This window comes from Blastococcus carthaginiensis (genome assembly GCF_030731085.1).
Taxonomy (GTDB): domain Bacteria; phylum Actinomycetota; class Actinomycetes; order Mycobacteriales; family Geodermatophilaceae; genus Blastococcus; species Blastococcus carthaginiensis.
The window spans coordinates 1-24,776 of the sequence record NZ_JASNFN010000046.1; the positions used below are offsets into that span (position 1 = coordinate 1).

Annotated in this window: 25 protein-coding genes and 1 riboswitch; of the genes, 16 read left to right on the top strand and 9 right to left on the bottom strand. The window is 75.3% G+C overall.

Features of this window, described 5'->3' with window-relative positions; genetic code table 11:
• Positions 1–36 precede the first annotated feature (36 nt).
• The 4 genes from QOZ88_RS22275 to msrA form a co-directional block, all read right to left on the bottom strand.
• Positions 37–1,620, bottom strand: a complete 1,584-nt coding sequence (locus QOZ88_RS22275) for a methyl-accepting chemotaxis protein (RefSeq protein WP_306001876.1) — start codon at positions 1,618–1,620, stop codon at positions 37–39.
• Between the two features lie 119 nt (positions 1,621–1,739).
• Positions 1,740–2,870 carry a class I SAM-dependent methyltransferase gene (locus tag QOZ88_RS22280; RefSeq protein WP_306001877.1) on the bottom strand — a complete coding sequence of 377 codons (1,131 nt, stop codon included), beginning with the start codon at positions 2,868–2,870 and terminating at the stop codon, positions 1,740–1,742.
• Positions 2,871–2,877: 7 nt separating this feature from the next.
• Positions 2,878–3,795, bottom strand: coding sequence for a haloalkane dehalogenase (locus tag QOZ88_RS22285; protein WP_306001878.1), 918 nt, complete (start codon positions 3,793–3,795; stop codon positions 2,878–2,880).
• 99 nt (positions 3,796–3,894) lie between these two features.
• The gene (gene msrA, locus QOZ88_RS22290; protein WP_306001879.1) at positions 3,895–4,548 is read right to left on the bottom strand and encodes a peptide-methionine (S)-S-oxide reductase MsrA; all 654 of its coding nucleotides are present in this window, start codon (positions 4,546–4,548) and stop codon (positions 3,895–3,897) included.
• 137 nt (positions 4,549–4,685) lie between these two features.
• Between msrA and QOZ88_RS22295 the strand changes: the two genes are divergently transcribed.
• The 5 genes from QOZ88_RS22295 to QOZ88_RS22315 all read left to right on the top strand — a co-directional run bounded on the left by QOZ88_RS22295 (position 4,686) and on the right by QOZ88_RS22315 (position 7,895).
• Positions 4,686–5,342, top strand: coding sequence for an SRPBCC family protein (locus QOZ88_RS22295; RefSeq protein WP_306001880.1), 657 nt, complete (start codon positions 4,686–4,688; stop codon positions 5,340–5,342).
• Entirely contained in the window at positions 5,343–5,729 is a 387-nt protein-coding gene (locus tag QOZ88_RS22300; RefSeq protein ID WP_306001881.1) for an ArsR/SmtB family transcription factor, read from the top strand.
• Between the two features lie 219 nt (positions 5,730–5,948).
• A complete protein-coding gene (locus QOZ88_RS22305; protein WP_306001882.1) occupies positions 5,949–6,962 on the top strand; it encodes an NADP-dependent oxidoreductase in 1,014 nt (337 codons plus the stop codon).
• A 40-nt stretch (positions 6,963–7,002) separates the two neighbouring features.
• Complete coding sequence (locus QOZ88_RS22310; RefSeq protein ID WP_091934431.1) at positions 7,003–7,212, top strand: hypothetical protein; 210 nt, start codon at positions 7,003–7,005, stop codon at positions 7,210–7,212.
• Positions 7,209–7,895 carry an alpha/beta hydrolase gene (locus QOZ88_RS22315; RefSeq protein WP_306001883.1) on the top strand — a complete coding sequence of 229 codons (687 nt, stop codon included), beginning with the start codon at positions 7,209–7,211 and terminating at the stop codon, positions 7,893–7,895. The genes QOZ88_RS22310 and QOZ88_RS22315 overlap by 4 nt, the downstream gene beginning before the upstream one ends.
• Before the next feature lie 88 nt (positions 7,896–7,983).
• Here QOZ88_RS22315 and QOZ88_RS22320 read toward each other — a convergent pair whose 3' ends face one another.
• A complete protein-coding gene (locus tag QOZ88_RS22320; protein ID WP_306001884.1) occupies positions 7,984–8,553 on the bottom strand; it encodes a GNAT family N-acetyltransferase in 570 nt (189 codons plus the stop codon).
• A 21-nt stretch (positions 8,554–8,574) separates the two neighbouring features.
• Entirely contained in the window at positions 8,575–9,378 is an 804-nt protein-coding gene (locus QOZ88_RS22325; protein ID WP_306001885.1) for an SDR family NAD(P)-dependent oxidoreductase, read from the bottom strand.
• Positions 9,379–9,562: 184 nt separating this feature from the next.
• Here QOZ88_RS22325 and QOZ88_RS22330 point away from each other — a divergent pair, with 184 nt between their 5' ends.
• The 6 genes from QOZ88_RS22330 to QOZ88_RS22355 all read left to right on the top strand — a co-directional run bounded on the left by QOZ88_RS22330 (position 9,563) and on the right by QOZ88_RS22355 (position 15,202).
• Entirely contained in the window at positions 9,563–10,282 is a 720-nt protein-coding gene (locus tag QOZ88_RS22330) for a Mut7-C RNAse domain-containing protein (RefSeq protein WP_306001886.1), read from the top strand.
• Positions 10,283–10,379: 97 nt separating this feature from the next.
• Positions 10,380–11,672, top strand: a complete 1,293-nt coding sequence (locus tag QOZ88_RS22335; RefSeq protein ID WP_306001887.1) for an Nramp family divalent metal transporter — start codon at positions 10,380–10,382, stop codon at positions 11,670–11,672.
• A gap of 41 nt (positions 11,673–11,713) precedes the next feature.
• Positions 11,714–11,817: riboswitch (TPP riboswitch) on the top strand.
• Positions 11,815–12,441, top strand: coding sequence for an ECF transporter S component (locus QOZ88_RS22340; protein ID WP_306001888.1), 627 nt, complete (start codon positions 11,815–11,817; stop codon positions 12,439–12,441). It overlaps the preceding riboswitch by 3 nt.
• A gap of 110 nt (positions 12,442–12,551) precedes the next feature.
• A complete protein-coding gene (locus QOZ88_RS22345) occupies positions 12,552–13,916 on the top strand; it encodes an ABC transporter ATP-binding protein (RefSeq protein WP_306001897.1) in 1,365 nt (454 codons plus the stop codon).
• Complete coding sequence (locus QOZ88_RS22350; protein ID WP_306001889.1) at positions 13,913–14,674, top strand: energy-coupling factor transporter transmembrane component T family protein; 762 nt, start codon at positions 13,913–13,915, stop codon at positions 14,672–14,674. Before QOZ88_RS22345 ends, QOZ88_RS22350 begins: the two co-directional genes overlap by 4 nt.
• A gap of 105 nt (positions 14,675–14,779) precedes the next feature.
• Entirely contained in the window at positions 14,780–15,202 is a 423-nt protein-coding gene (locus QOZ88_RS22355; RefSeq protein WP_091934477.1) for an ATP-binding protein, read from the top strand.
• 16 nt (positions 15,203–15,218) lie between these two features.
• Here QOZ88_RS22355 and QOZ88_RS22360 read toward each other — a convergent pair whose 3' ends face one another.
• Both QOZ88_RS22360 and QOZ88_RS22365 read right to left on the bottom strand, forming a co-directional pair.
• A complete protein-coding gene (locus tag QOZ88_RS22360; RefSeq protein ID WP_306001890.1) occupies positions 15,219–17,753 on the bottom strand; it encodes a SpoIIE family protein phosphatase in 2,535 nt (844 codons plus the stop codon).
• A gap of 760 nt (positions 17,754–18,513) precedes the next feature.
• Positions 18,514–19,491, bottom strand: a complete 978-nt coding sequence (locus QOZ88_RS22365) for a hypothetical protein (protein WP_306001891.1) — start codon at positions 19,489–19,491, stop codon at positions 18,514–18,516.
• 302 nt (positions 19,492–19,793) lie between these two features.
• Here QOZ88_RS22365 and QOZ88_RS22370 point away from each other — a divergent pair, with 302 nt between their 5' ends.
• Entirely contained in the window at positions 19,794–20,738 is a 945-nt protein-coding gene (locus QOZ88_RS22370; RefSeq protein ID WP_306001892.1) for a nucleoside hydrolase, read from the top strand.
• Here QOZ88_RS22370 and QOZ88_RS22375 read toward each other — a convergent pair whose 3' ends face one another.
• Complete coding sequence (locus QOZ88_RS22375; protein ID WP_306001893.1) at positions 20,739–21,431, bottom strand: GAF and ANTAR domain-containing protein; 693 nt, start codon at positions 21,429–21,431, stop codon at positions 20,739–20,741.
• A 127-nt stretch (positions 21,432–21,558) separates the two neighbouring features.
• Between QOZ88_RS22375 and QOZ88_RS22380 the strand changes: the two genes are divergently transcribed.
• The 4 genes from QOZ88_RS22380 to QOZ88_RS22395 form a co-directional block, all read left to right on the top strand.
• Positions 21,559–22,068: an ATP-binding protein gene (locus tag QOZ88_RS22380; protein WP_091934487.1), complete on the top strand. Its 510-nt coding sequence runs from the start codon at positions 21,559–21,561 to the stop codon at positions 22,066–22,068.
• Between the two features lie 138 nt (positions 22,069–22,206).
• Positions 22,207–22,791 (top strand): DUF6318 family protein, encoded by a 585-nt coding sequence (locus QOZ88_RS22385; protein ID WP_306001894.1) that lies wholly within the window; start codon positions 22,207–22,209, stop codon positions 22,789–22,791.
• A gap of 404 nt (positions 22,792–23,195) precedes the next feature.
• Positions 23,196–23,711: a hypothetical protein gene (locus tag QOZ88_RS22390; RefSeq protein ID WP_306001895.1), complete on the top strand. Its 516-nt coding sequence runs from the start codon at positions 23,196–23,198 to the stop codon at positions 23,709–23,711.
• A 39-nt stretch (positions 23,712–23,750) separates the two neighbouring features.
• Positions 23,751–24,776, top strand: a 1,026-nt coding sequence (locus tag QOZ88_RS22395; RefSeq protein WP_306001896.1) for a DUF222 domain-containing protein, incomplete at its 3' end; no start/stop codon positions are given.

The window sequence follows — 24,776 nt, forward strand, 5'->3', positions numbered from 1 at the left end:
CCGGCCGGTCGAGCCGCGCCCACGGCTACCGGCGGGTCAGCTCTGGAACGCCCCGGCCACCTTCCGCAGCTCACCGGACATGCGCACGAGATCGTCCGCCGCGGTCTGCATCGCGGCCACCCCTGCGGAGGTCTCCTGAGCACCCTGGGCCACCTCGCCGACGGTGCCGGCGATCGACCGGCCGCTCTCCGCGGCGTCCCCGATCGCCCGGCTCATCTCGTTCGTCGTCGCGGTCTGCTCCTCGACGGCGGAGGCGATCGTCGTCTGGTAGTCGTTGATCTCCGCGATGATCGCGGTGACGCTGCCGATCGCCTGGACGGCGCTGCCCGTGTCGGTCTGGATGGCCTCGACCCGCCTGGCGATGTCCTCGGTGGCCTTCGCCGTCTCCTGCGCCAGCTCCTTGACCTCGTTGGCGACGACCGCGAAGCCCTTGCCCGCCTCACCGGCCCGGGCGGCCTCGATCGTGGCGTTCAGCGCCAGCAGGTTGGTCTGCTCGGCGATGCTGGTGATCACCTTCACGACGTTGCCGATCTCCGCGCTGGACTCCCCCAGCTTGCCGATCGTCGCCGAGGTGGACTCCGCCGCCGAGACGGCGCTGCCGGCGATCCGGGCGGCCTCGGCGGCGTTGTGCGCGATCTCCCGGATCGAGGCACCCATCTCCTCCGCTCCCGCGGCGACCGCCTCGATCCCGTTGCTCACCTCGCGCGTGGCCGTCGTGACGTCCCGGGCCTGCCCCTGCGAGCGGTCGGCCGTGCCGGCGATCGACTCGCTGGTGGACGACAGCGTGCGGGCGGCCTCCTCGAGCAGCTGCGACGCCTGGCCGACCTCCGTCACGACGCCGGAGACCCGCCCCAGCGTGGTGTTCACCGCGCCGGCGAGCTGGTCCAGCTCGGTCCGGCCATCACCCTCGTCGAGCCGCCGCTGCAGATCACCGGTGCTCAGCACCTCGGTCATGGTGCGCAGCGGCCGGCTGATGCTGCGGGAGATGACCAGCCACAGGGCCACGATGAGCAGGATCAGCGGTGCAGCCCAGAGCGCCATGGTGAGCAGCTCCGTCTGGAACGCACCATCGAGGTCGGCGACGTAGATGCCCGAGCCGATCACCCAGCCCCAGGGCTCGTAACCGGTCACGTAGGACACCTTGGGCTGCGGCTCCTCCTCGCCGGGCTTGGGCCACAGGTAGTCGACGAAGCCGCTCCCCTCGGCCTCGACCACCTCCACGAACTCGACGAAGAGCTTCTTGCCGTTGGGGTCCTCGTTGGCCGAGAGGTCCTGCCCGTCGAGCTCCGGCTTGATGGGGTGCATGACCATGCGGGGGGTCATGTCGTTGATCCAGAAGTACTCCTCGCCGGAGTACCGCAGGCCACGGACCGCGGCGACGGCCGCCGCCTGCGCCTCCTCCCGGGTCAGCTCGCCCGCCGCCTCGCGCTCGCCGAAGTGGGCGATCACACCCAGCGCGGCCTCCACGGCCACCCGGGCCTGGCTGCGCTGCTCCTCCTCGATCGTCGAGCGCACCTGCAGTGCCCCGATCACGGCGATGGTCGCCATCCCGATCACCGCGACGAGCACCAGCGTCATCAGACGGGTGCTCACCTTCACGCGGCGCAGTCGCCCGGTCATGGATGCTCCTTCGGTCGGGTCCTCTCCTCCCGTGGTCGGGCCGCGGGGCGCAGGCTCAACTCGAACGGACCCGCCGATGCCGGATGGTGACCTGGATCACCATGCGGGATCCGCCGACCTCAGCGCCGCCGCGACACCGTCACCGTGAACTTCGGGTCCCGGTGGGCCACCCGCGTCGGCCCGACCACCCGGTTGAGCGCCGGGCGGTAGCGCAGCGCCGAGTTGTAGACCGTCCAGAGCTCACCGCCGGGGCGCAGCAGCCGCGCGGCCGCCGCGAACAGCCGGTCGGCGGCCGTCGTCACCACCGCCGCGCCCACGTGGAACGGCGGGTTGCAGACCACCAGGTCCACCGAGCGGTCCGGCACGGTCGCGGCGGCGTCGTCACGGCGGACCTCCACCCGGTCGGCGACGCCGTTGGCGGCCGCCGTCGCCGCGGCGGAGGCGACGGCCGCGGCGGACTGGTCCACGGCCAGGATGCGCAACTCCGGGCGGTCGCGGGCCAGCAGCGCGGCCAGGACGCCGGTGCCGCAACCGAGGTCCACGGCGGTCCGCGCACCGGGCGCCATCTCCGGGAGCGCCCGCAGCAGCGCCCGGGTGCCGATGTCGATCCGCGTGCCGGCGAAGGCCGCCCCGTGGGCGCACACCGTCAGGCCGAGGTCCGGGTGCTCCTGGCGCCGGGGGAACGACGACGGGCGCGGCTTCGGCCCGCGGGCCACCAGCACCCGGGACTTCTGCCGCGCCAGCGTGGCCTGCACCTCGCCGAAGGAGGCGCCGAGGACGTCGTTCATCGCGTGCGTCATGTGCTTGACCCGGCCGCCCATCAGGACGGTGACGTCGGGGGCCGCAGCCCCGGCGACCACCTCGGCGATCTCGCGCAGCGCGTCCAGCCCCTTGGGCGCCTTGACGAGCACCACCCGCGCCCCGGCCGCGAGCTCCGGGCCCAGCGGCAGGGACCGGGACGAGCCGGCCAGGCCGACGCGCTCGGCGTTCGCGGCCAGCGCCCGCTCCCCCACCAGCAGGTCCTGGCCCACCCGCACGCCGGTCAACCCGTGCCGGGCGACGAGCCCCAGCGCGAGCGCGCCGTAGGAGTCGTCGACGACGGCGACCTCGCCCGGCCCGCAGCGGGGGACCAGCTCGGCCGCGAGGTCCAGCAGCAGCCGGTCGGTCGCGTCGACGGCGACCAGGTCGGGCGCCTCGACGTCCGGGGTGCGCCGCAGCGCGCCCAGGACCTCGCCGGGGGTCAGCGCCACGCCGGCCTCAGGTGCGCGGTGTCGCGGCGACGAGGTCGGCGACGACGCGGGCGAGCTCGGGGCCGACGTCCTCCTGCAGGAAGTGGCCGCCGCCGGGCAGCGTCGTGTGCGCCATCCCCCGGGCGCCGGGCACCAGCTTCTGGAACACCCGGTCGCCCCCGCCGGTGATCGGGTCACCGTCGGAGAAGGCCGTGAGGAACGGCTTCTCCCAGCTCATCAGCACCTCCCAGGCGGCCCGGTTGGCCGCGGCCGCCGGGTCGTCGGGCGACGTCGGGACCAGCGCGGGGAACTGGCGGGCGCCGGCGGTGTACCGGTCGTCGGGGAAGGGCGCGTCGTAGGCGGCCAGCACCTCGGGGGCGAGCCCGCCGACGGTGCCGTTGCCGACGATGCGGCCGATGTGGAACTCGGGGCTCTCCTGGGAGAACCGCTGCCAGGCCAGGAACGCCTCGCTCATCCGCTGGTCGCCGGTGGGGAGCCCGGTGTTGGCGACGACGACGCGGGCGAAGCGGTCGGGGTTCTCGGCGACCAGCCGCAGCCCGATGAGCCCACCCCAGTCCTGCCCGACGAAGGTCACCTCGCGCAGGTCCAGCTCGTCGAGCAGCGCCTGGCGCATCCACCCGACGTGCCGGGCGTAGGTGTAGGCGGACCGCTCGACCGGCTTGTCGGAGCGGCCGAACCCGACCAGGTCGGGCGCCACGACGCGCAGGCCGGCCTCGACCAGCACCGGGATCATCCGGCGGTAGAGGAAGGACCAGGACGGCTCGCCGTGGAGCAGCAGCACCGTCTCGCCGTCGGCCGGGCCCTCGTCGACGTAGGCGATCCGCAGCCGGCCGCCCTCGCCGTCGTCGACCTCGACGTAGCGGGGCTCGTACGGGAAGCCGGGCAGGTCGGCGAAGCGCTCGTCAGGGGTGCGGAGAGTCTCCACGGGTCCGGCCTCCACGTCGTGGGCATAGGAAGCTATGCATGCGGTTTCGGGGCCTGAACCGTATGCATAGCTTCCTATGCCTGGGAGGGCGGGCCTGGTTCAGACGCCGGGGAGGCCCACCGGGCAGGAGACGCCGGTCGAGTGCACCGGGCAGTAGCCGTTCGGCACCTTGTACAGGTACTGCTGGTGGCAGTCCTCGGCGTAGAAGAACTCGCCCAGCGGCGCGATCTCGGTGGTGATCTCGCCGTATCCGGCCGCCGTCAGCCGCTCCTGGTAGGCCTCGCGGGTGGCCCGCGCCGCGGCCTCCTGCTCCGGTGAGGCGTGGTAGATCGCCGAGCGGTACTGGGTGCCGACGTCGTTGCCCTGCCGCATGCCCTGGGTGGGGTCGTGGTCCTCCCAGAACGCCTTCAGCAGCTGCTCGTAGGAGGTCTGGGCCGGGTCGAAGACCACGAGGACGACCTCGGTGTGGCCGGTGCGAGCCGAGCAGACCTCGTCGTACGTCGGGTTCGGCGTGTGGCCACCGGCGTAACCGGCCGCGGTCGAGTAGACGCCGGGCAGCTGCCAGAACACCTTCTCCACGCCCCAGAAGCACCCGGCGCCGAAGACGGCGGTCTGCAGACCCTCGGGGAAGGGCGGCTGGATGCGGTTGCCGTTCACCGCGTGCGCCTCGGGCACGTGCGGCAGCGGGTCGGGACGGCCCGGGAGGGCGTCCTCGGCCGAGACGGGCTGCGTCTTGTACCGGGAGAAGAGCATGCCCCCACTCTAGGTCGGTCGTGCAACACCGATCCGGGCGTGGAGCACCTCGCCCGACGGCACCGGGGGCTTGTCCCCGCCGGCGACCACCGCTACCGTTGCCCCATAAGTATCTGCTTATGGAGAGGGAGGAAGGCATGACCACCATCGATCCCGTCTCCACGGCCGGCCTGGTCACGCGCGAGGTGCGCACCGGCTCCCGCGACGGGGCGCCGACGCGCATCGCCGTCGCCCGGCGCACCTACCGCGCCGACCGGGCGCAGGTCTGGGGGGCGCTCACCGACGCGGAGCGGCTCCCCCGCTGGTTCCTGCCGGTGAGCGGCGACCTGCACGTCGGCGGCCGCTACCAGCTCGAGGGCAACGCCGGCGGCGTGGTCGAGCGGTGCGAGGAGCCCGAGTCCTTCGCCGTCACCTGGGAGTTCGGCGGGATGGTCTCCTGGCTGCAGGTGCACCTCTCGCCGGCGGACGGCGGGACCGCCCTGGAACTGGTCCACGAGGCCCCCGTGGACCCAGGGTTCTGGGCGCAGTTCGGGCCGGGCGCGGTGGGCGTGGGCTGGGACCTGGCGCTCATGGGTCTAGGGCTGCACCTGGACAGCGGCGCCCCGGTCGACCCGGCGCTCGCGGCGACGTTCACCCTGACGCCCGAGGGGGCCGAGTTCGTCCGCCGCGCGGCCGCCGGGTGGGGCGAGGCCGCGGCCGCCGACGGGGACGATCCCACCGCCGCGCGCGAGGCGGCCGACCGGACGGTGGCGTTCTACACGACCCCGCCGTCCGAGGATGCCGCCGGGAGCTGAGTGACCGGGACCTTCGAGGCGCTGGGGGACCGCACCCGCCGGCAGATCCTGGAGCTGCTCTCCGGCGGCGAGCAGCCGGTGGGGGCCCTCGTCCAGGCGCTGCAGGGCGCGGCACCGATCTCGCAGCCCGCGGTGTCCCAGCACCTGCGGGTGCTGCGGGAGGCCGGGCTGGTCACGGTGCGCGCCGAGGGCACCCGCCGGCTGTACGCCCTGGACCCGTCCGGGCTCGCGGGGGCCCAGGCCTGGCTCGTGGCCCTGGCCGACCCGCTGGCGGCGTTCGCCCAGCCCCTCGACGCGCTGGCCACCGAGGTGGCACGGGGGCAGCGGGCCCGGCGCGCGGCGCCGGGGCACCCGGGAGCTGCCGAACGCGACGGCCGCTCGGCCTGACCTCCGCCCGCCGATTTCCCCGACTCCTGCGACGAGTGCGACGAAGTCGTGGCCATCGCGCGCTGATCACCACGAGTTCGTCGCACTCGACGCAGGTCCCCGCGGACCGCGGGCAGGCGGACGGCGGGCAGGTGGGCGGGAGAGCGGGCACCCGGCCGGCCGACGTGGACCCGCCGGGCCAGGGGGCGCCGGCACCCCTGCGCCCGGCAGGATGGCGGCATGCCGATCACGACCCGCGAATGGCAGCTGGCGGCCCGTCCGCACGGCGAGCCCACCCCCGACGACTTCCGGCTCGTGGAGCTCGAGCGCCCGGACCCGGCCGAGGGGCAGGTCGCCGTGCGGATGCTGGTCATGTCGGTCGACCCCTACATGCGCGGCCGGATGAACCCCGGGAAGTCCTACGCGGCCCGCTGGGAGATCGGCGAGACGATGAAGGGCGGCGCGGTCGGCCGAGTCGTGGCCTCCCGCTCCCCCGCCGTCCCCGAGGGCGCGCTCGTGCTCGCCGACGCCGCGTGGCGGGACGTCGCCGTCCTGGATGCCGCGCACGTGCGGGTGCTGCCCGAGCTCCCGGGCATCCCGCCCAGCTACCACCTCGGCGTGCTCGGCATGCCGGGGCTCACCGCCTGGGCCGGGCTCTTCCGGCTGGCGGAGTTCCGGGAGGGCGACACCGTGTTCGTCTCCGGCGCCGCGGGTGCGGTCGGCAGCCTGGTCGGCCAGTTCGCGAAGCTCAACGGGGCCGCCGCCGTCGTCGGCAGCGCCGGGACGCCGGAGAAGGTGCGCTGGCTGACCGAGGAGGTCGGCTTCACGCGAGCCTTCGACTACCACGACGGCCCGGTGGCCGAGCTGCTCGCCGGCGCCGCGCCCGAGGGCATCGACGTCTTCTTCGACAACGTGGGCGGCGAGCACCTCGAGGCCGCCATCGGCGCCTTCAACGAGTTCGGCCGGGGCGCGCTGTGCGGCGCCATCTCCGGCTACAACGCCACCGAGCCGGCGCCGGGGCCGCGCAACATGTTCATGATGGTGACCAAGAAGCTCAGCCTGCGCGGCTTCATCGTCGGCGACCACGCCGACCTGCGCGACGAGTTCACCACCAAGGTCACCCGCATGGTCACCTCCGGGGACCTCGTCGTCCGGGAGACCGTCCGCGAGGGCCTGGAGAACGCCGTCGACACGTTCCTCGACCTCCTGCGCGGCGGGAACACCGGGAAGATGGTGGTGAAGCTCGCGGACTGACGCCGGTTCCCGCCGGGCGGGACGGGGCAGAGTCCCGGGCATGTGGCTCTTCCTCACCCGCCGGCTGCGCATGTGGCTGGTCCTGACCGTCCTCGTCCCGCTGGCCACCGGCGTCCTGCGCCGGCTCGGACGTGGCCTCGAGCGGCGCCGCGGACCGTCCACGGTCAGCAACGCCCTGCTCAAGGCCGGCGATCTGGGGGATCGGGCCCGCGCGAGCCTCCGCGGCGGACGCCGGTCCCGCCGGGCGTGACCGAGCCGGTCCTGGAGACCCGTCCCGCGACCGGATCGCCGCGGGCGGTCGCGCTGTTCTGCCACGGCGGGACGGTGGCCAGCGTCGAGCCGCCCAAGGAGCGGGCGCTCTCGCTGGTGCGCATGCGGGCGATCGAGCAGTTCGTCTCCGGTGCCGCCGCCGGGCAGGGGCTCACCACCTGCCTGCTGCGCTACCGGGTGGCCGGCTGGAACGGGGCCGCGGCCGACGCCTACGCCGACGTGCACCGGGCCCTGGCGCGGATCCGCGCCGAGCACGGGGAACTGCCCGTCGTCCTGGTCGGGCACTCGATGGGCGGGCGGGCCGCGCTGCGTGCGGGCGGGCACGACGGCGTCGCGGCGGTCTGCGCGCTGGCGCCGTGGACGCCGCCCGGCGAGCCCGTCGGCCACCTGCGCGACCGCACCGTCGCGATCCTGCACGGCAGGCGCGACCGGTGGGTGCCCGCGCAGCTCTCGGCCGACTTCGCCGTCCGGGCGCAGCGCGCGGGCGCGCGGGTCGCCCGGTTCACCATCGCCGGCGGCCACAGCATGCTGCGCTCGGCGCACCGCTGGCACGCGTTCACGCGCGACGTCGTCCTCGCCGGCGCGGGGCTGGCCCCGCTGCGACCTGACCTCGCCGGGGCGCTGGCCCGGCCGGCGCCGGAGGGCCTGGCCGTCCCGCTGTGAGGACGGCAGCTCCGCTGCGGTGATCGGCAGCCGGGGCCTCGTCGGCGGGGCGGCGCCGTCGATCCGCTCACGGCCCCGGCCCCGGGCGTCAGCTGCGGGTGCCGATCTCGGGCACCGGGTCGTCCGCGAGGCGGGCCCACAGCAGCTCGTCGTGCTTCACGCCGTCGCCGTAGCGGTAGGAGCGGCGCAGCCGGCCCTCGCGGGTGAAGCCCGCCTTCTCGGCGACCCGGCCGGAGGCGGGGTTGTCCACCGCGTGGCACAGCTCGACCCGGTCGACGGGCAGCGCGCCGAAGGCCCAGCGGCAGGCGGCGTCCACCGCGGCCGGGGCCAGGCCGCGCCCCCGCGCCGCCGGCACCGTCCAGTACCCGACCTGCGCGTTCCCGTGCAGCCGGTCGAGGGAGTGCAGGGAGACCGAGGCGAGCAGGTCGTCCACCGCCGGGTCGACGAGCGCCCAGGACGCGTGGTCCCCGGATGTCCAGTCCATCCGGCGGCCCAGGAGCACCAGGGCGTCGGTGCGGGAGGCCACGCCCCCGCCGTTCCACCGCCGGAGCTCCGGGTCCTGGAACGCGGCCCAGATGCCCTCGATGTCGGTCTCCCGCCACGGGCGCAGCAGGAGGTCGCCGACCGGGAGGTCGACGGGCTGGAGCGGCTCGGGCACGCACCCGATCGTGCCGCAGGCTCAGCCCTCGGCCGAACCGGGGGCCGTCATCGGCTTGTGCGTCTTGCCGGCGATCGAGTCGGGCATCAGCGCCGACAGGCGGCCCATCAGCTTGCTGCTCACCGATCCGGCGAACACCGAGGTCTCGCCCTTCATCAGACCCTCGAACCCCTGCCGGGCCACCAGCGCCGGGTCGTCCTTGCTGTCGCTGGCGCCCAGCTTGGTGTCGGTGAGGTCGCCCCGGTCGAAGAACTCCGTGTCGGTGGGGCCGGGCAGCAGGGCGGTGACGGTGACGCCGGTGCCGTCCAGCTCCTCGCGGATGCCCAGGGCGAGGAACTGCACGAACGCCTTGGTCGCGGAGTAGACCGCCTGGAAGGGCTCGGGTGCCTGCGAGGCCACCGAGGAGGTGAACAGGATCCGACCCTCGCCCCGGGCCACCATGTCCTGTGCCACGCGCTTGGCCAGGTGCATCGTCGAGACGCAGTTCAGCTCGACCATGCCGATCTCCGCCTCGAGATCGGTCTCGACGAAGCGGCCGCCGACGCCGACGCCGGCGTTGAGGGCCGCCGCGTCCAGCGGCCGGCCGGACCCGCGCACGGCCGCGACGACCTTCTCGACCTCCTCGCGCCGGGTGAGGTCGGCCCGCACCGGCGAGACGGCGGCGCCGCGCTGGCGCAACTGCTGGGCCGCCGCGTCGAGCTCGGCGTCCTCGGCGACCACCACGAGATCGAACCCGTGCTCGGCGAACTGCTTGGCGAGCTCCAGCCCGATGCCGCTGGACGCACCGGTGACGAGGGCGAGGGGACGGGGCGTTGCGTCGGGCACGGGACCTCCAGGGTGGGACGGCGGACGGCCACCCCTCCGTGCCCAGGAAGGCCCCGGCGCACGCCTGGCGCGTCCCTGGCGCGCGTGTCGGCGGCCGTCCCGGCGGGGTAGTGCGCGTGTCGGCGGCCGTCCGGGCGGGGTAGCCCGCGTGTCGGCGGCCGTCCGGGCGGGGTAGCCCGTCGCCGTGGAGGTACGCGTGCGGCCGGCGCCGGACCTGCGGTGGCTGCTGGCCCCGCGGTACCGGGGAGCGGGCGAGCGCCCGCTGCCCTTCGATCCGGACGCGACGGTCGGGCACCTCGTGCAGGCCGCCGGGATCCCGCTGACCGAGGCCGGGGCGATCCGGGCGGACGGCGCGCCGGTGACGACCGCCGCGCGCGTCCGCCCCGGCACCGTGCTCGAGGTGGAGCCGGTGCCGCGGCCCGTGGCCGTCCCCCCGGGCGGGTTCCTGCTCGACGTCGGGCTGGGCGCCCTCGCGCGGCGGCTGCGGCTGCTCGGGATCGACGCCGCCTGGTCGAACGACGCCGACGACCCGGCGCTGGTCGCCCGGGCGGCGGCCGAGGAGCGGGTGCTGCTGACGCAGGACCGCGGCCTGCTCATGCGCCGGGCGCTGCCGCACGGCGCGCTCGTGCGGGGCGGCCGGCCCGACGAGCAGCTGGACGACGTGCTCGACCGGTTCGCCGTCCCGCTGGCGCCGCTCACCCGCTGCACCGCCTGCGGCGCCGCTCTCCACCCGGTGCCGAAGGAGGAGGTCGCCGACCTGCTGGAGCCGGGCACCCGCCGCAGCTACGACGCGTTCTCCCGGTGCCCCGGCTGCGGGCGGGTGTACTGGCACGGCGCGCACGGCGCGCGCATCGACGCGCTGGTCGAGCGGGCCCGGCGCGGCGGCCGGGGCAGGCAAGCCTGACCTTGGCCCCGGAGGGCCACGGGTCGGCCCCGGCGTGACACGCGGGGCGGGCAGAGGAGGAGCGACCGCCCACCCCGGAACCGCCTGCGAGGCCGCCGTGTACCTGTCGAAGACCGAGGCCGCCGTCCTGCCCACGACGCTGCGCGCGCCCGCGCAGCGCACCCGGCGGACCGAACCGGGACGCCGGCGGCTGTGGTCGATGCTCGGCCCGGCCTTCGTCGCCGCCGTCGCCTACGTCGACCCCGGCAACTTCGCGACCAACTTCTCCGGCGGCGCCGCGTTCGGCTACACGCTGCTGTGGGTCATCGTCGCGGCGAACCTGATGGCGATGCTGATCCAGTCGCTGACCGCGAAGCTCGGGCTGGCCACCGGCCGCGACCTGGCCACGCTCTGCCGCGAGAACCTGCCCACGCCGGTCACCCGGGGGCTGTGGCTGCAGGCCGAGGCGGTCGCCATCGCCACCGACCTGGCCGAGATCGTCGGTGGCGCGGTGGCGCTGTACCTGCTGTTCGGGGTCCCGCTGCCGATCGGCGGCGTCATCACCGCCGTCGTCGCCTTCATCCTGCTGGCCGCGCAGTCGCGCGGGTACCGCCCGTTCGAGCGGGTCATCGCCGGCCTGCTGCTGGTCATCGGGATCGGGTTCGGCTACACCCTCCTCGGCTCCGGCGTCGACCCGGGCGGGCTCGCCGGGGGCATGGTGCCCTCCTTCGACGGCGCCGAGAGCGTCGTGCTCGCCACCGGGATCCTGGGTGCCACGGTGATGCCGCACGTGATCTACGTGCACTCCGCGCTCACCCCCGGCCGCTACGGCGACGCCGTCACCGCCGGCCGCACCCGGCAGGGCCGGGGCCGGCTCCTGCGGGCGCAGCGCATCGACATCGTCGTGGCCATGGGCCTGGCCGGGCTGGTCAACGCCGCGATGCTGGTCATCGCCGCGCAGCTGTTCACCGGCGACAGCGGCGTGGAAAGCCTCGAGGGCGTGCACGCCGGGCTCGGCGACCAGCTCGGCACCGGCGCCGCGCTCGCGTTCGCCCTCGCGCTGCTGGCCTCCGGCTTCGCCTCCTCGTCGGTGGGCACGCACGCCGGGCAGGTCGTGATGGCCGGGTTCCTCAAGCGGCACATCCCGGTGCTGACCCGCCGGCTGATCACCCTGGCCCCGGCCCTCGCCGTGCTCGTGCTGGGCGGGGACCCGACGACCGCGCTGGTGTGGTCGCAGGTCGTGCTCTCCTTCGGCATCCCGTTCGCCCTGGTGCCGCTGCTGTGGCTGACCAGCCGCCGCGACCTGATGGGCGGCTGGGTGAACCGCCGGACCACCACCGTGGCCGGGAGCGTCATCGCGGCCCTGATCATCGGCCTGAACGCCCACCTGCTGCTGGGGCTCCTCGGCTGAGGGCGGGGCTGGTCTACGCTCGGTGGCACAACTGAAGAAACCATCAACAGCAGGGGAGCGCTTCGGCGCTGAGAGTGCGGGACACCGCAGACCCTCGAACCTGATCCGGGTCATGCCGGCGCAGGGAGTCTGGAGGAAAGACATGGCCGAACCGGCCGTCCGCCCGTCGTCCGCCGCGAACACCGGGCAGCAGCGCCCCGCCGTCCGGTGGCGCACCGTCGACATCGTCGTCACCGCCGTCCTGGGCGTCGCCTTCGGCGTCGTCTTCTGGGCCTGGAACCTCGTCTTCGGCGTGCTCGCCGAGCCGCTGGACTTCTTCCCGCCGCTGTCGGCGGTCCTCAACGGCGTCTACCTGATGCCGGGCGTCGTCGCCGGGCTGCTGGTGCGCAAGCCCGGCGCCGCCACGTTCGCCTCCACGCTGGCCGCCGCGGTGAGCCTGCTGATGGGCTCGCCCTACGGCGGGATCATCGTCGTGTACGGCCTGGTCCAGGGGCTCGGCGGCGAACTCGGCTTCCTGCTCACCCGCTACCGCGGCTTCGGCTGGGGCACCGCCGTGCTGGCCGGCGTCACCGCCGGGCTGTCGACGGCGATCCTGGACAACTCGCTGTACTACAGCGAGCTGGGCTTCCTGACCTACCAGGTGCCCTACACCGTCTTCACCGTGCTCTCCAGCGTGGTGCTGGCCGGGGTCGTCGGCCTGCTGCTGGTGCGCGCGCTGGCCCGCACGGGGGCGCTCGGCGCCTTCGCCGCGGGTCGCGAGCGGGTCTGACCCTGCGGGTGCCCAGGCGCGGTACCCGGGACGCTCTGCCTCTGGTTCCTCCTGGGAGCAGAGGCAGAGCGTCCGGGACACCTGGTCCTGCCCGGGTCGTCGCGCGCGGGCTGGGAGTCCGGCACGCCTCGCGGCGGGCCTGGGCGCTCACCGGCGTCGACCTCGTCGTCGAGCCCGGGGAGCGGGTGCTGCTCACCGGCGCGTCGGGGGCGGGCAAGTCCACGCTGCTGGCCGCGCTCGCCGGGATCCTGGACGACGAGGGCACCGAGGTCGCCGGTGAGCTGACCGCCGGCGGCGCGCACCCGCGGGCCGCCCGCGACCGGCTCGGCCTGCTGGCTCAGGACCCCGACAGCCAGCTGGTCATGACCCGCGCCGGCGACGACGTCGCCTTCGGGCTGGAGAACGCCGGCCTGCCACCGGAGGAGATCTGGCCGCGGGTCGACGCGGCGCTGGCCGCCGTCGGTTTCCGGTACGGCCGCGACCGGGCGACGCAGGCGCTGTCCGGCGGGGAGAAGCAGCGGCTGGTGCTCGCCGGCGCGCTGGCCCGGCGGCCCGGGCTGCTGCTCCTCGACGAGCCCACCGCCCAGCTGGACCCCGACGGGGCGACGCTCGTCCGGGACGCGGTCGCCCGCGCCACCGCCGACCGCTCGGCCACCGTGCTCGTCGTCGACCACGACGCCGCCCCCTGGCTGCCGCTGGTCGACCGGGTGGTGGAGCTGGTCCCCGGTGGCCTGGTCGCCCACGACCCGGGCTGGCGACCGGTCCCGCGGACGGCGGGGCTGCGGCTCCCGCCCGCGGTGGACGGACCGGTCCTCCTCGCCGCCGAGGCGGCCGGCTACACCTACCGGGGCACCGCGCAGCCGGCGCTGGCGCCCACGGACCTGCAGCTGCACGCCGGCCGCGTCACCGCCGTCACCGGCCCCAACGGCACCGGGAAGTCCACGCTCGCGCTGCTGCTGGCCGGGTTGCGGGCACCCACCACCGGGCGGGTGGCCGCCGCGGCCGAGCTCGCCGGGGGCACGCGCCGGGACGAGCCGGCACCGCACCGCTGGCGCGCCGGGGAGCTGGTGAGCCGGATCGGCACGGTGTTCCAGCACCCGGAGCAGCAGTTCCTGACCGGCCGGCTGCGGGACGAGCTGGCCCTGGGGCCGCTGCGCTCGGGTGAGCACGCCGAGGCGGCCCGGCGCACCGCCGAGGAGCTGCTGGAGCGGCTCGGGCTGACCGCCTTCGCCGACGCCAACCCCTACACCCTCTCCGGCGGGCAGCAGCGCCGGCTCTCCGTGGCCACCGCCCTGGCGACCGCCCCGCGGGTGCTGGTGCTCGACGAACCCACGTTCGGCCAGGACGCCGGCACGTGGCGCGAGGTGGTGGCGCTCCTCGCCGAGCAGCGGGCCCGGGGGTGCGCGATCGCGGCGGTCACCCACGATGCCGACCTCGTGGCCGCGCTCGCCGACGCGCGGGTGGCGCTGGGATGACCGCCTCGCTCGCGCTCGGGCCCGCCCCCGACACCGCGTTGTCCCGCATCAACCCGGTGGCCCAGCTGACCGCGATGGCCGTCGTCACGCTCGTCCTGCTCACCAGCCTGGACGTGGTCACCCCGGCGGTCGTCGTGCTGTTCGAGCTCGCGTTGTTCCCCGCGGCCGGGCTCACCTCCCCCCGTGCCGTGTGGGTGCGCACCTGGCCGATGCTGTTCGGCGCCGCCAGCGTCGGGCTGGTCAACGTCTGGCTGGCCGAGGACGCCTCGCTGGTCACCGGCACCGGCCTCGCGCTGCGCGTGGTGGGCCTGGCCCTGCCGGGCGTGCTGCTGGTCGCCAGCACCGACCCGGTGCGCCTGGCCGATGCGCTCACCGTGCACTGGCGGCTCTCGCCGCGGTTCGCCTTCGGCGCGCTCGCCGCGCTCCGGCTGGCGCCGCTGCTCGTCGCCGAGTTCGAGGCCCTGCGCCTGGCCCGGCGCACACGCGGGGTGGAGGCCGGGCGCAACCCGGTGGCACGGGTCCGGCTGCTGGCCGGCATCGGCTTCGCGCTGCTCGTGGGTGCGGTCCGCCGCGGCTCCCGCCTGGCGACGGCGATGGACGCCCGCGGCTTCGACTCCGGGGTCCCCCGCAGCAACGCGCGCGGCTCCGCGCTGCACCGGCGCGACGTCTGGTTCGTCGTCGCCGCGGTCGCGGTGTGCGCGCTCGCGGTGACGGCGAGCGTGCAGACCGGCTACTGGTCCCCGGTGTTCGTCGGCTGACCGGGTGTGACTTGTGCGACATCAGGTTTAGCAGTCCCCGCTCCGGCCGATAGCGAACGGTCAGGCCCTCGTGTTCCGGGGCCGGGAACCGAGGAGAGCAGAGGCGTGACGAGGCAGGCGGCCGGCACGATCTGGCCGTCGGCGTACCCGCCCGCGGCCGAGCCGCTCGTCGTCTGGCACCTGCACGACGTCGCCGAGCTGCCCGGGGTGCGGGCGCAGGTCCGTGCCCGGATCGGTGGGGCCGGCCTCGACGACCTCCTCGACCAGCTGGTCCTGGCCCTGGACGAGATGGCGTCCAACGCGCTGCGCCACGGCGGCGGGCAGGTGCGGGCGGCGCTGCACACGACCGGTGACGGTTACCTGCTCGAGGTGACCGACCAGGCCGCCCGGACCCCGCCGACGCCGGCCGTCGGCCGCGATCCGAGCCTCGGCGGGCTGGGGCTGTACCTGATCGCCGAGCTCGCCGCCGAGCACGGCTGGTACGCCGAGGCCGGCGCGAAGCACGTCTGGGCGCTCCTCCGCCGCTGAGCGCAGCCGGCCCGCGTCAGCCCTGCGGGTGGAGGCGGACCGCCACGAGGGCGACGTCGTCCTGCAGCCCCTCGGGCCGCAACCGCTCCAGCAGGGCGTCGCACAGCTCGGGCAGCGGCCGGTCGGCCAGCTCGGCCAGCGCCGACCGCAGCCGGGCGGTGCCCTCGTCGAGCGAGAGGTCGCGCCCCTCCACCAGGCCGTCGGTGTACAGCAGCAGCGTCGTGCCCCGCGGCACCGCCACGACCGTCTCGGTGCGCCGCGTGGCCGGCTCCACCCCGAGCATCAGCTCGGCCCGCTCCCCCGCCAGCTCCTCGATCCGGCCGTCCGGCCGCAGCACCAGCGGCGGCGGGTGGCCGGCGTTGGACCAGCGCAGCCGGGTCGCTCCCGCGGTGCACGCCTCGTCGCTCTGCTCGACCCGCACGACCGCGGCGGTGGCCAGCGTCCCCACGCCCAGACCCCGGATGGCGAGGTCGAGGTCGGTGAGCACCCCGGCCGGGCCGATGTCGCGGTAGGCGATGCCGCGCAGCATCCCGCGCAGCTGCCCCATGGCCGCCGCCGCCTCGGTGTCGTGCCCGACCACGTCACCGATGACCAGCACCGTCGCGCCCGAGGGCTGCTGGAAGGCGTCGTACCAGTCGCCGCCGACCTCCGCCACCGCCATCGCCGGGTGATAGCGCGCCACGATCTCGGAGTGGTCCGGCTGCGGCGGCGCCGTGAGCAGGCTGCGCTGCAGCCCTTCCGCCAGCTGGCGCTGCTGCTCGTAGAGCCGGGCGTTGTCCAGCGCCAGCGCGACCCGCCCGGCGACGTCCCGCGCCGTCGCGACGTCCTCCTGGTCCGGCAGCGGCCGATCGGCGGACCGGTAGACGCTCAGCGCCCCGAGCGTGCGGCCCCGCGCGGCCAGCGCCAGCGCCAGCGCCGACCGCGGCGCCAGCTCCCGGAACGCGTCACTGACCTCGCCCTCGGGCAGGGTGCGGCCCACGGTCGCGCCCACGTCGGGCACCACCATCACCTGCCCGGTGGACAGCGCCCTGAAGACCGGGGCGTCGGGCGAGATCGAGGCCAGCCGCAACGCGGCATAGCGGCGGACGGTGTCCCGGAGCTCCGGGTCACGGTGCCAGCCGGCGACGTCGCGCATCCGGCCGTCCTCGTCGGCCAGGCTGAGGATCGACCAGTCGCCCAGCTCCGGCAGGAGCAGCTCGGCGACCCGCTGCAGCGCCTCCTCCTCGCGCAGCCGGGTGTCCAGCGGCGCCGCCATCGCCGTCGTGGTGTGCGCGACCAGCGCGAGGCGGGCGGCGCTGCGGCGGGCCTGCTCCTCCGCCTTCCGCCGCTCGGTGACGTCGAGGAAGGAGACCGACAACCCGTCGGGAGTGGGCCAGCTGCGCACCTCGAACCAGGCGTCCAGCGGCGCCGGGTAGTGCGCCTCGAACAACTGCTCTTCACCGGTTTCCACCGCGGCCCGGTAGTACTGCTCGAAGTCGCTGCCCACGGCGGCCGGGAAGAGGTCCCACACCACCCCGCCGATCAGGTCGTCGCGGGAGGCACCCAGCACCCGCTCGGCCTCGGCGTTGACGTAGGTGAAGCGCCACCCCCGGTCCAGCGAGAAGAAGGAGGCCTTCATCGCCTCCAGCAGGCGGGCGATCCGCACGTCCTCCCGGCGCTGCGGGGTCGTGTCGAAGGCGGCGCCGAGCAGCCGCACCGCGGTCCCCCCGTCGTCGGAGACCACCCGGCCGCGGCCCCGCACCCAGCGCGTCTCCCCCGAGGGGAGGACGACCCGGAACTCGGCGTCGTAGTCACCGCGCCCCTCGATGGCCGCCTGGAATGCCTCGGTCGTCCGCTCCCGGTCGTCGGGGTGCACGCGGGAGACGAAGGCGTCGATCGTCTCGTCGAAGTCGGCCCGCTCGTAGCCGAACAGGGCCAGCAGCCGGTCGTCCCAGAGCAGCCGGCCCGTCTCCAGGTTCCAGTCGAAGCTGCCGATGCCGGCGGCGTCGATGGCCAGCTCGAAGCGCACCCGGTGCGCCTCGTACTCCGCCGTGAGCGCCATCAGCTGGAGCTCGGTGCTGACCGAGTCGGCGAGCTGCCGCAGCAGGGCGACGTCCCGGTCGGTCCACTCCCGCACCCGCGGCTCGAAGGCGCACAGCGCGCCGATCGGCTCACCGCCCGTGGCGCGGACCGGGATGCCGAGGTAGGCGACGACCTCCCCGGACCGGACGGGGTCGCGGTCGGCCAGCCGCTCGTCGCGGGCGGTGTCCGGTACGGCCAGCGGCGCGTCCTCGGTCACCGCAACGGCGCACAGGGAGCGGTCGAGCGGCACCCGGGCCCCGATCCCGCCCGGCGGCAGCCCCGTGCCGGCCACCGCGGTCTGCACCTCGCCGACGAGCGAGACCTGGACAGAGGCGCAGTCCAGCAACCGGGTGGCGAGGTCGGTGAGGCGCTGCAGGCTGCGGGAGCCGAGGGCCTCGCCGGCGAGCGCGCGGACCAGGTCGACGCGGCGCTCCGCGCCGGGCGCCGTCCCGTGGGAAGCCGGGCCGTCGGGGCGCTCGGCGGCGGTCACGTGGGTTCCCCTCCACAGACGGTCCGCAGGTGGCCGGCGGCACGGTTGTTCCGGCCACGGCCAGGGGGAGAGCCTGCCACACCGGTGGAGCGCCGGGTGCACCACCGTCCGCAGGGCCCGGGGCGGGCGCCCGGGCGGGGGCCGGACCGACCACGGGTCCGGCCCGCTCCGGCGGGCGCCCGCCGTCCGGCGGGAGGGAGCGGACGGGGTACCCGTCCACCGGCACGTGCCCACAGGCTCCGCGGCGCCGTCCGTCGCGTCGTCCCGGAGCACCGGCCGGGGACCGCGGGCCCGGTCCCGGGCGACGTCCGCATCCCTGCCGGCCGGGGGGACCGGTGGCCCGCCACACCGCAGCCGGCCAGGCACCGGCCGGTCAGAGACCCGGGTGGTCGCGGGAGGGATCGCGCCGCCGGGTACCGGGAGGGGCCTGTCGTCCACCACGCCGGACGGTTCGCCGGACCCGCGTCGCCCGCCGTCCGCGATCCGCCTCCCTGGAGGGTCCGCGCGCTGCGTGCGGGAGCAGCAGCCGGGCGGGAGGTCGAGGCCGGATCGGTGGAGCGGCGAGGCGTGCGGGTGCCGGGAGGGGCACCGTCGGGGGTGGGCCAGGTGCGGCCGAGGTCGGCCGGGGGGGAGGACGTGCTCAGGGGCCGGGTCGACGGTCCGCGACCACCCGGGGAAGGGGGTGGCCGGTTCCGGCGTGCTCGACGGGAGAGCGGTGGGGCGGCGTGCCGCGGCTGGCTGCCGTGGTCGCGCTGCAGGATCAGCCTGGCGCCGACGGCGCCGGGCGGAGGTGCGACGAGGGCGCCCGCGGGGTGGACGGCTCCGGGTCGGTGCCGTCCGCGGGCCGGGTTCGTCGCGGCGAGCCACGGACGGGGGGCGGATCACCCCGCGCCCCGGCTCCACCGGATCCCTGCGGGGATCTCGGTACCGGCACCCGGGGTGCCCGGTGCGTCGGTGCGAGGGCGCGGACCGGGATGGACGGCGGCGTGGACCGCGCCCCGTACCGACCCGGGGACGGCCAGTCCCGCGGTGCACGGCCGCCGACGCGTGGCCGGCTCCGTGCCGCGGGGTCCGTGGGACCCGGGTGGGGGGTGGGACGGGCGGTCGCGTCAGGTGCGGCCGTACCGGTTCGCGACCCCGGCGACGACGCCGGTCCCGCGGGAAGGAGCGCCGCGGCGGGGGAAGACGCCACGGGCTGGATCGAGGGGGTGCTGGGCAGCTCGCGCAGCACCACGGGGGGATCGAGGTCGCGCAGCACCGGCGAGGCGGGCCGGCCCCACGCCAGGTGCCGGCCCTGCTCGCCGGCACCCCACAGCGCCATCCGGCGGGTGAAGGCCCGCAGCGCGGCGCGGCGCCGGCCGGACGCCGGGGCGGGCGGGGCCGGGGTGCGCCAGGCCAGGTTCTGGCCCTGGTCACCGGCGCCCCACAGCGCCATCCGCCGGCTGATGCCGCGCAGCCCGCCCAGGGGCTCGCGGACGCGCTCGGGCACCACGATGACCCGCGGGGTGGGCGTCGGGGGCACGGCGACCCGGGCCGCCGGTGCCGGCTGGACCGACCGCAGCGGGGCGGGCCGGGCCGACCGGTGCGCGGCCGGACGGGGGCGGGAGCGGGGACGGGCCTCGTCCGCCCGGTCCAGGACGTCGATGAGGCCCAGCAGCGTGCTGGCCGGCTCGTGCAGCGAGCGGTCGGCGCGCACGGCTGCGGATGCCGGCCCGAAGGCCTGCCGGCTGCTGCTCATGTCGCCTCCCGAAGTCGTGTCCGCAGCAGGGGAAGGTGCCGCGGACAAGGAGAAAAGTAGGGACCGGCGGGCCCGCGGACCGGAACCTCGGGCAACCCTCCCGAGCCGCGTGACCGAACCGTTGCCCAGGCCCCCCGCGCCGGTCGGTCACCCCCCGCCCGGCGCGTGTCCTTGTCGATTCGACGGCGCTCCGCGAGCGTGGAACGGCGGTTCCGGGCCGTCGGTCACCTCGGGACGACGCGGCGCGACCGGCGTGTCGGGGCCCGGGACGGATCCGGCGATGCGGCTGCGAGGATGCGCCGGTGACCGACCGCACCCCGCTGGTGATCGACACCGACCCGGGCATCGACGACGCCCTCGCCATCCTGCTGGCCCTGGCCAGCCCGGAGGTCGAGCTGCAGCTGGTCACGACCGTGCACGGCAACGTGGAGCTGGCGCAGGTCACCGAGAACGCCCTGCGGGTGCTGCACCTCGGCGGGCGCTCCGACGTGCCGGTCGCCGCCGGCGCGCGGGTCTCGCTGGTCCACCCCCAGCCCGAGCGGGCCGGGCACGTGCACGGCGCCGCGGGCCTGGGCGGCGTGCAGCTACCCCCCTCGCCGGCGGCGGCGGACCCTCGCCCCGCGGTCGTCGCGCTCGCGGAGCTGCTGACGGCCTCCCCCACCCCCGTCACCGTGGCCGCCATCGGACCGCTGACCAACATCGCGCTGCTGCTGGCCGCGCACCCGGAGGCCGCGGCACGCATCGGCCGGCTCGTGGTGATGGGCGGCTCGGCCGGCCGCGGCGGCAACGTCACCGCCGCCGCCGAGTTCAACATCTGGTCCGACCCCGAGGCGGCCCAGGTCGTGCTCTCCTCGTCGGTGCCGACCGTGCTCGTCGGCCTGGACGTCACCCTGCCCACCGTGCTCACCGAGGAGGGCATCGCCCGCTTCGCCGGGGCGGGGCCGGTCGGCCGCAGCGCGGCGGCGATCCTCCAGCAGTACGTGGACCACTCGCGGGACGCGTACGGCGCCGCGGGGGTCGTGGTGCACGACGCCCTCGCCCTCACCGAGGCGATCGCGCCGGGCACCCTGGGCACGGTGCGGCGCGACGTCGTCGTCGACACCACGCCGGGCCCGGGCCGCGGCCAGACCCTGGTCGACCGGCGGGCGGTCTCGCGCTCGGCGAGCGCGGTCGAGGTGGCCGAGACGGTCGACAGCGGCGCCGCCGTGGAGTTCCTGGTCTCCCGGCTGGCGCGGCTGGACGCCTGATCAGCGGGGCGTCTGGGTGCCCGCGACGATGCCGGCGGCGATGTCGCGCAGCTTGCGATTGTAGCGCTGGGAGGCCTGCCGCAGGATCTCGAACGCCTGCTCGGCGTCGACGTGCCGCTCGGCCATGAGCACGCCCTTGGCCTGCTCGATGACGGCACGCGACTCCATGGCGATCCGCATGTTGCGGGCCTGGTCGGCGAGCTGGGCGTGCGCGTCGGCGTTGGCGACGGCCACCGCGATGGTCTCCGCCACCGCGAGACCCGCGGCCAGCGAGTCCGGCGACGCGAACGCCGCCGGCTCCGAGGAGTAGACGTTGAGCGCCCCGATGCTCGAACCCTGGTAGGGCAGCGGCACCGACAGCGAACTGCGGGCGTTCGTCTCCCGGACGACCCGGGCGACGTAGTCGGGCCAGCGCTGTTCGGTGTGCATGTCGTCGATGCGCAGCACCACACCGCCGCGACCGGCGTCGACGCACGGCCCGTAACCCTGCTCGTACTGCAGCTCGTCGGCGGCCAGGGCCATCTCGCTCGAGAAGGCGGCCGTGAACGGCTTGTCGCCGCGGATCAGCGTGGTGGAGACGGACTCGGCGCCGGGGATCGCCCGGGCCGCGATGGCGGTGATCTCCCCGAGCACGTCGCCGAGCTCCCGCCCGCCCAGGCTGACCCTGGTGAGTTCCCGCAGCACGTCGTCCACCGGCACAGTGTGCCTGGTCAGCGGCGCACGGCCCGCCCCCCTTCGCGCGCGGCGTCCGCATCGGTCAGGATGGTGCGGCCGGGGCCCGGTCCCGGCGGTGCGTTCGGAGCAGACGCGAGAGGACGAGATGGCCGACGAGCTGGGCCACGACGCGTGGCCGTGCGCGCCCGTCCCGTCCGTCCCGGGTGATGTCTGGCACTGGCAGCTCGAGGCGATGCAGGTGGTGTCCCGGGTGCGCACCGACCTCCGCGCGCGGATCGCCCACCCGTCGGTCTCCGCCGCCTCGACCGAGGACGCGCGGGACGGGCTGCTCCTGGTGTTCGAGGAGCTGGCGTCCAACGCGCTGCGGCACGGCGGGGGCGACGTGCGCGCACTGGTGGTGGCCGGGCCCGCGGGCTGGCTGCTCGACCTCAGCGACGAGGCCCCCGACCGGCCGCCGGTGCCGGCGGTCGACCGGGATCCCGCGCTCGGCGGCATGGGCCTGCACCTCGTCGCCCAGCTCTCCACCGACTACGGCTGGGAGCGGCGGCCCGGCCGCAAGCACGTCTGGGCGCTGCTGCCCTCCGGGAAGGAGCCCGCCGAGCCGCTGCGGGAACGGCTCCCCGAGCAGCGCTCCCCCGGGATCACCCGGGACTGAAGCACCGGCGATCCTCCGGCATCGTCATCGGCGGTAGGCAGGTCCCGCACGCCGGGGCAACACCCGATCCGGTGGCGCGGGCGGGGCTGTCCACAGTTACGGAACCGGATGCCGCCGAACTCTGCGTAGTCTCCCGCTGTGCGTGATCTCCGTGGGGGCCTGATCCGGACGACGCTCGGCTGCGTGCTGGCCGGCACCGTGCTGCTGACGGGGTGCTCGGAGAAGCAGGAAGCCAGCACGAGCCTGCCGACGCCGGCCGCCGCCCCGACCACCGAGGCGCTCCCACCCCTGGGTCCGGCGGACCTGCCGATGCCCGACGAGGCCCGTGAGCAGACGGCGGATGGCGCTCAGGCGTTTTCCGAGTACTACGTCGAGCTCTACAACCACGCCCTGCGCACCCTCGACACGACCTCCATGCGGCAACTCAGCAAGGCGTGCGAGACCTGCGACGCACTCGCCGACCAAGTGGACCGGGTGGCCGCCGCGGGACAGGAGCACGAGGGCGGGGAGGTCCGCATCCGCGCGAGCACGCCTCCCTATCTGACGGGCGATGAAGCGCAACTGGTCTTCGACGTTGCCCAGGCACCTCTGTCCATCACGCAGTCTGGTGAGCCCGTCGAAGGGCAGAGCATGCCTGAGTACTCCTCAACGGGCGGCGGAGGAGTTCTCCAGTGGGACGAAACCCGCGCATCCTGGGTCATGACGCAGTGGAACGTCCCATGAGACGGACGATCCGGCTCCTACTGGTCGTATCGACGCTGAGCTTCTTGGTTGTGAATGGGGTGTTCCCAGCCGTCGCTGACCACTGCAGCGGATTGGGCTGCCTGCATACCGAGCAGAAGAACGGCGCCATCGACGTATCGGCCAGGCACGTCGCCCCAGTCGACGGCGCCGGCATCCGGTGGGCAACCAACGACCGACCACCCGAATCTCCACCCTTCACCTGGAGACTTCGGCTTGCTTGCACTCCCGAGGACGGAGCCACGGTTTCGTGCGACTCCAGAACTATGCGGACGTGCCCGCAGCTCGACGGCCGAATAATCCAGTTCAGGCTGGTTCAACGCATGCGGCTGGCGCAGGGAGACGGAATCCCAGTCGACGGGCAGGCACCCACGCCTGGCACCCCGGTGGGGACGCCCTTCGGCGGTTGGATTCCTGAGGGCAGCGCCTGCATCGACGTCACCGAGCTGAACCCGCCTCCCTCCGGCGCTGAGGTCTTCTCCTACTTCCAGCGCCTGCCGCTGCCCCAGCTGATGACCCGGCACCAGCCGCCGGGGGACGGCCTCACCGGGCTGCCGGTGATCTTCTACACCGATTCCCCGACCACCCAGAGCTTCACCGTGGACATTCGCGGTTTCACCGTGGTCATCGACGCCACCGCCGAGCAGTTCACCTGGCACACCGGCGACGCCACCGGTCAGATCACCACCACCGACCCCGGCGCCCCCTATCCCGACCACAGCATCGAGCACAGCTACCGGTCGGGCACCTACACCGCCTCCCTCACCGTCACCTGGGGCGCCACCTTCACCGTCGACGGCGGCGCCGCAGCCGACGTCCCCGGCACCACCACCACCGAGGGCCCCCCGGTCACCTTCGCAGTCCTGCAGGCCCGCACCGTCCTCACCAACCCCTACGACTGACCTGCAGAAACTGTCGGTGGCCGGTTCTACGGTGCAGGTGTGTTCATCGGCGAACCACCCCGCGCGCCAGAGGACGGCGTCCCGATCCCCTGGGTGCCCGACACCGACGCCCCCGGGCTGAGCGACCTCGAGCTGGTCGCCGACATCTGGGCCGCCGACGCCCGCGAAGCCCGGCACGCCGCCCAGCGCGCCGAGGCCATCGCCGCCCTCGCCCGCCGCCGCTCCATCGAACGCGACCGCGACTTCGGCCCGCTGGGTGGCCCCGGGCTGGACAGCCGGCTCCGCCGATCCGAGGTCCTGGCTCAGGTCAGCGAAACGTTCGTGTCCGAACTCGCGCTGATCCGCGGCTGCTCGGAGGTCGAGGCCGAAACCCTGGCCATCGAATCGATCCTGCTCACCACCCTGCTCACCGGCACCTGGGACGCCCTGTACGCCGGCCGCATCGACGTGCGGAAGATGCGCGCCCTGGTCGACCTGCTGTCCACCGCCAAGCCCGAGGTCATCGCCGAGGTGGAACGCCGCGTCCTGCCCCACGCCGGGCGGCTCACCGTCCCCCAGCTGCGGGCCCGGGTGCGCCGGGCCCTGGCCCGCCTGGACGCCGACGCCCTGGACAAACGCCGCAAAGAGGCAGCCAAACGGGCCGACGTCACCACCCGCCCCACCGGCGAGGGCATGAGCCAGCTCGTCGCCGACCTGCCCCTCCACGTCGCTGCGGCGTGCGCCGACGCCATCGACCAGTACGCCCAGCTGCTGCGCGCCGACGGCGACGCCCGTCCCATCGGCGTCATCCGGGCCGCCGTCGCCGCCGACCTGATCCTGCGCCCCTGGGACCAGACCCGGCCGGCGGTCACCGCCCAGCTCACCATCCACGCCCCGCTGCCCTCACTGCACGACCCCGACGGCGACGGCGGCACCCAGCCGGCCGCCGAGGTCGCCGGTGAGATCGTCACCGCCGCCCAGTGCCGGGAGAGCCTCGCCGAACTCGACCTGCTCGGCATTCGCGCCGCACCGCCCGGCGGATGCGTGCAGGTGGCCATCGGCAACCCGATCGACGGCCGGCTGATC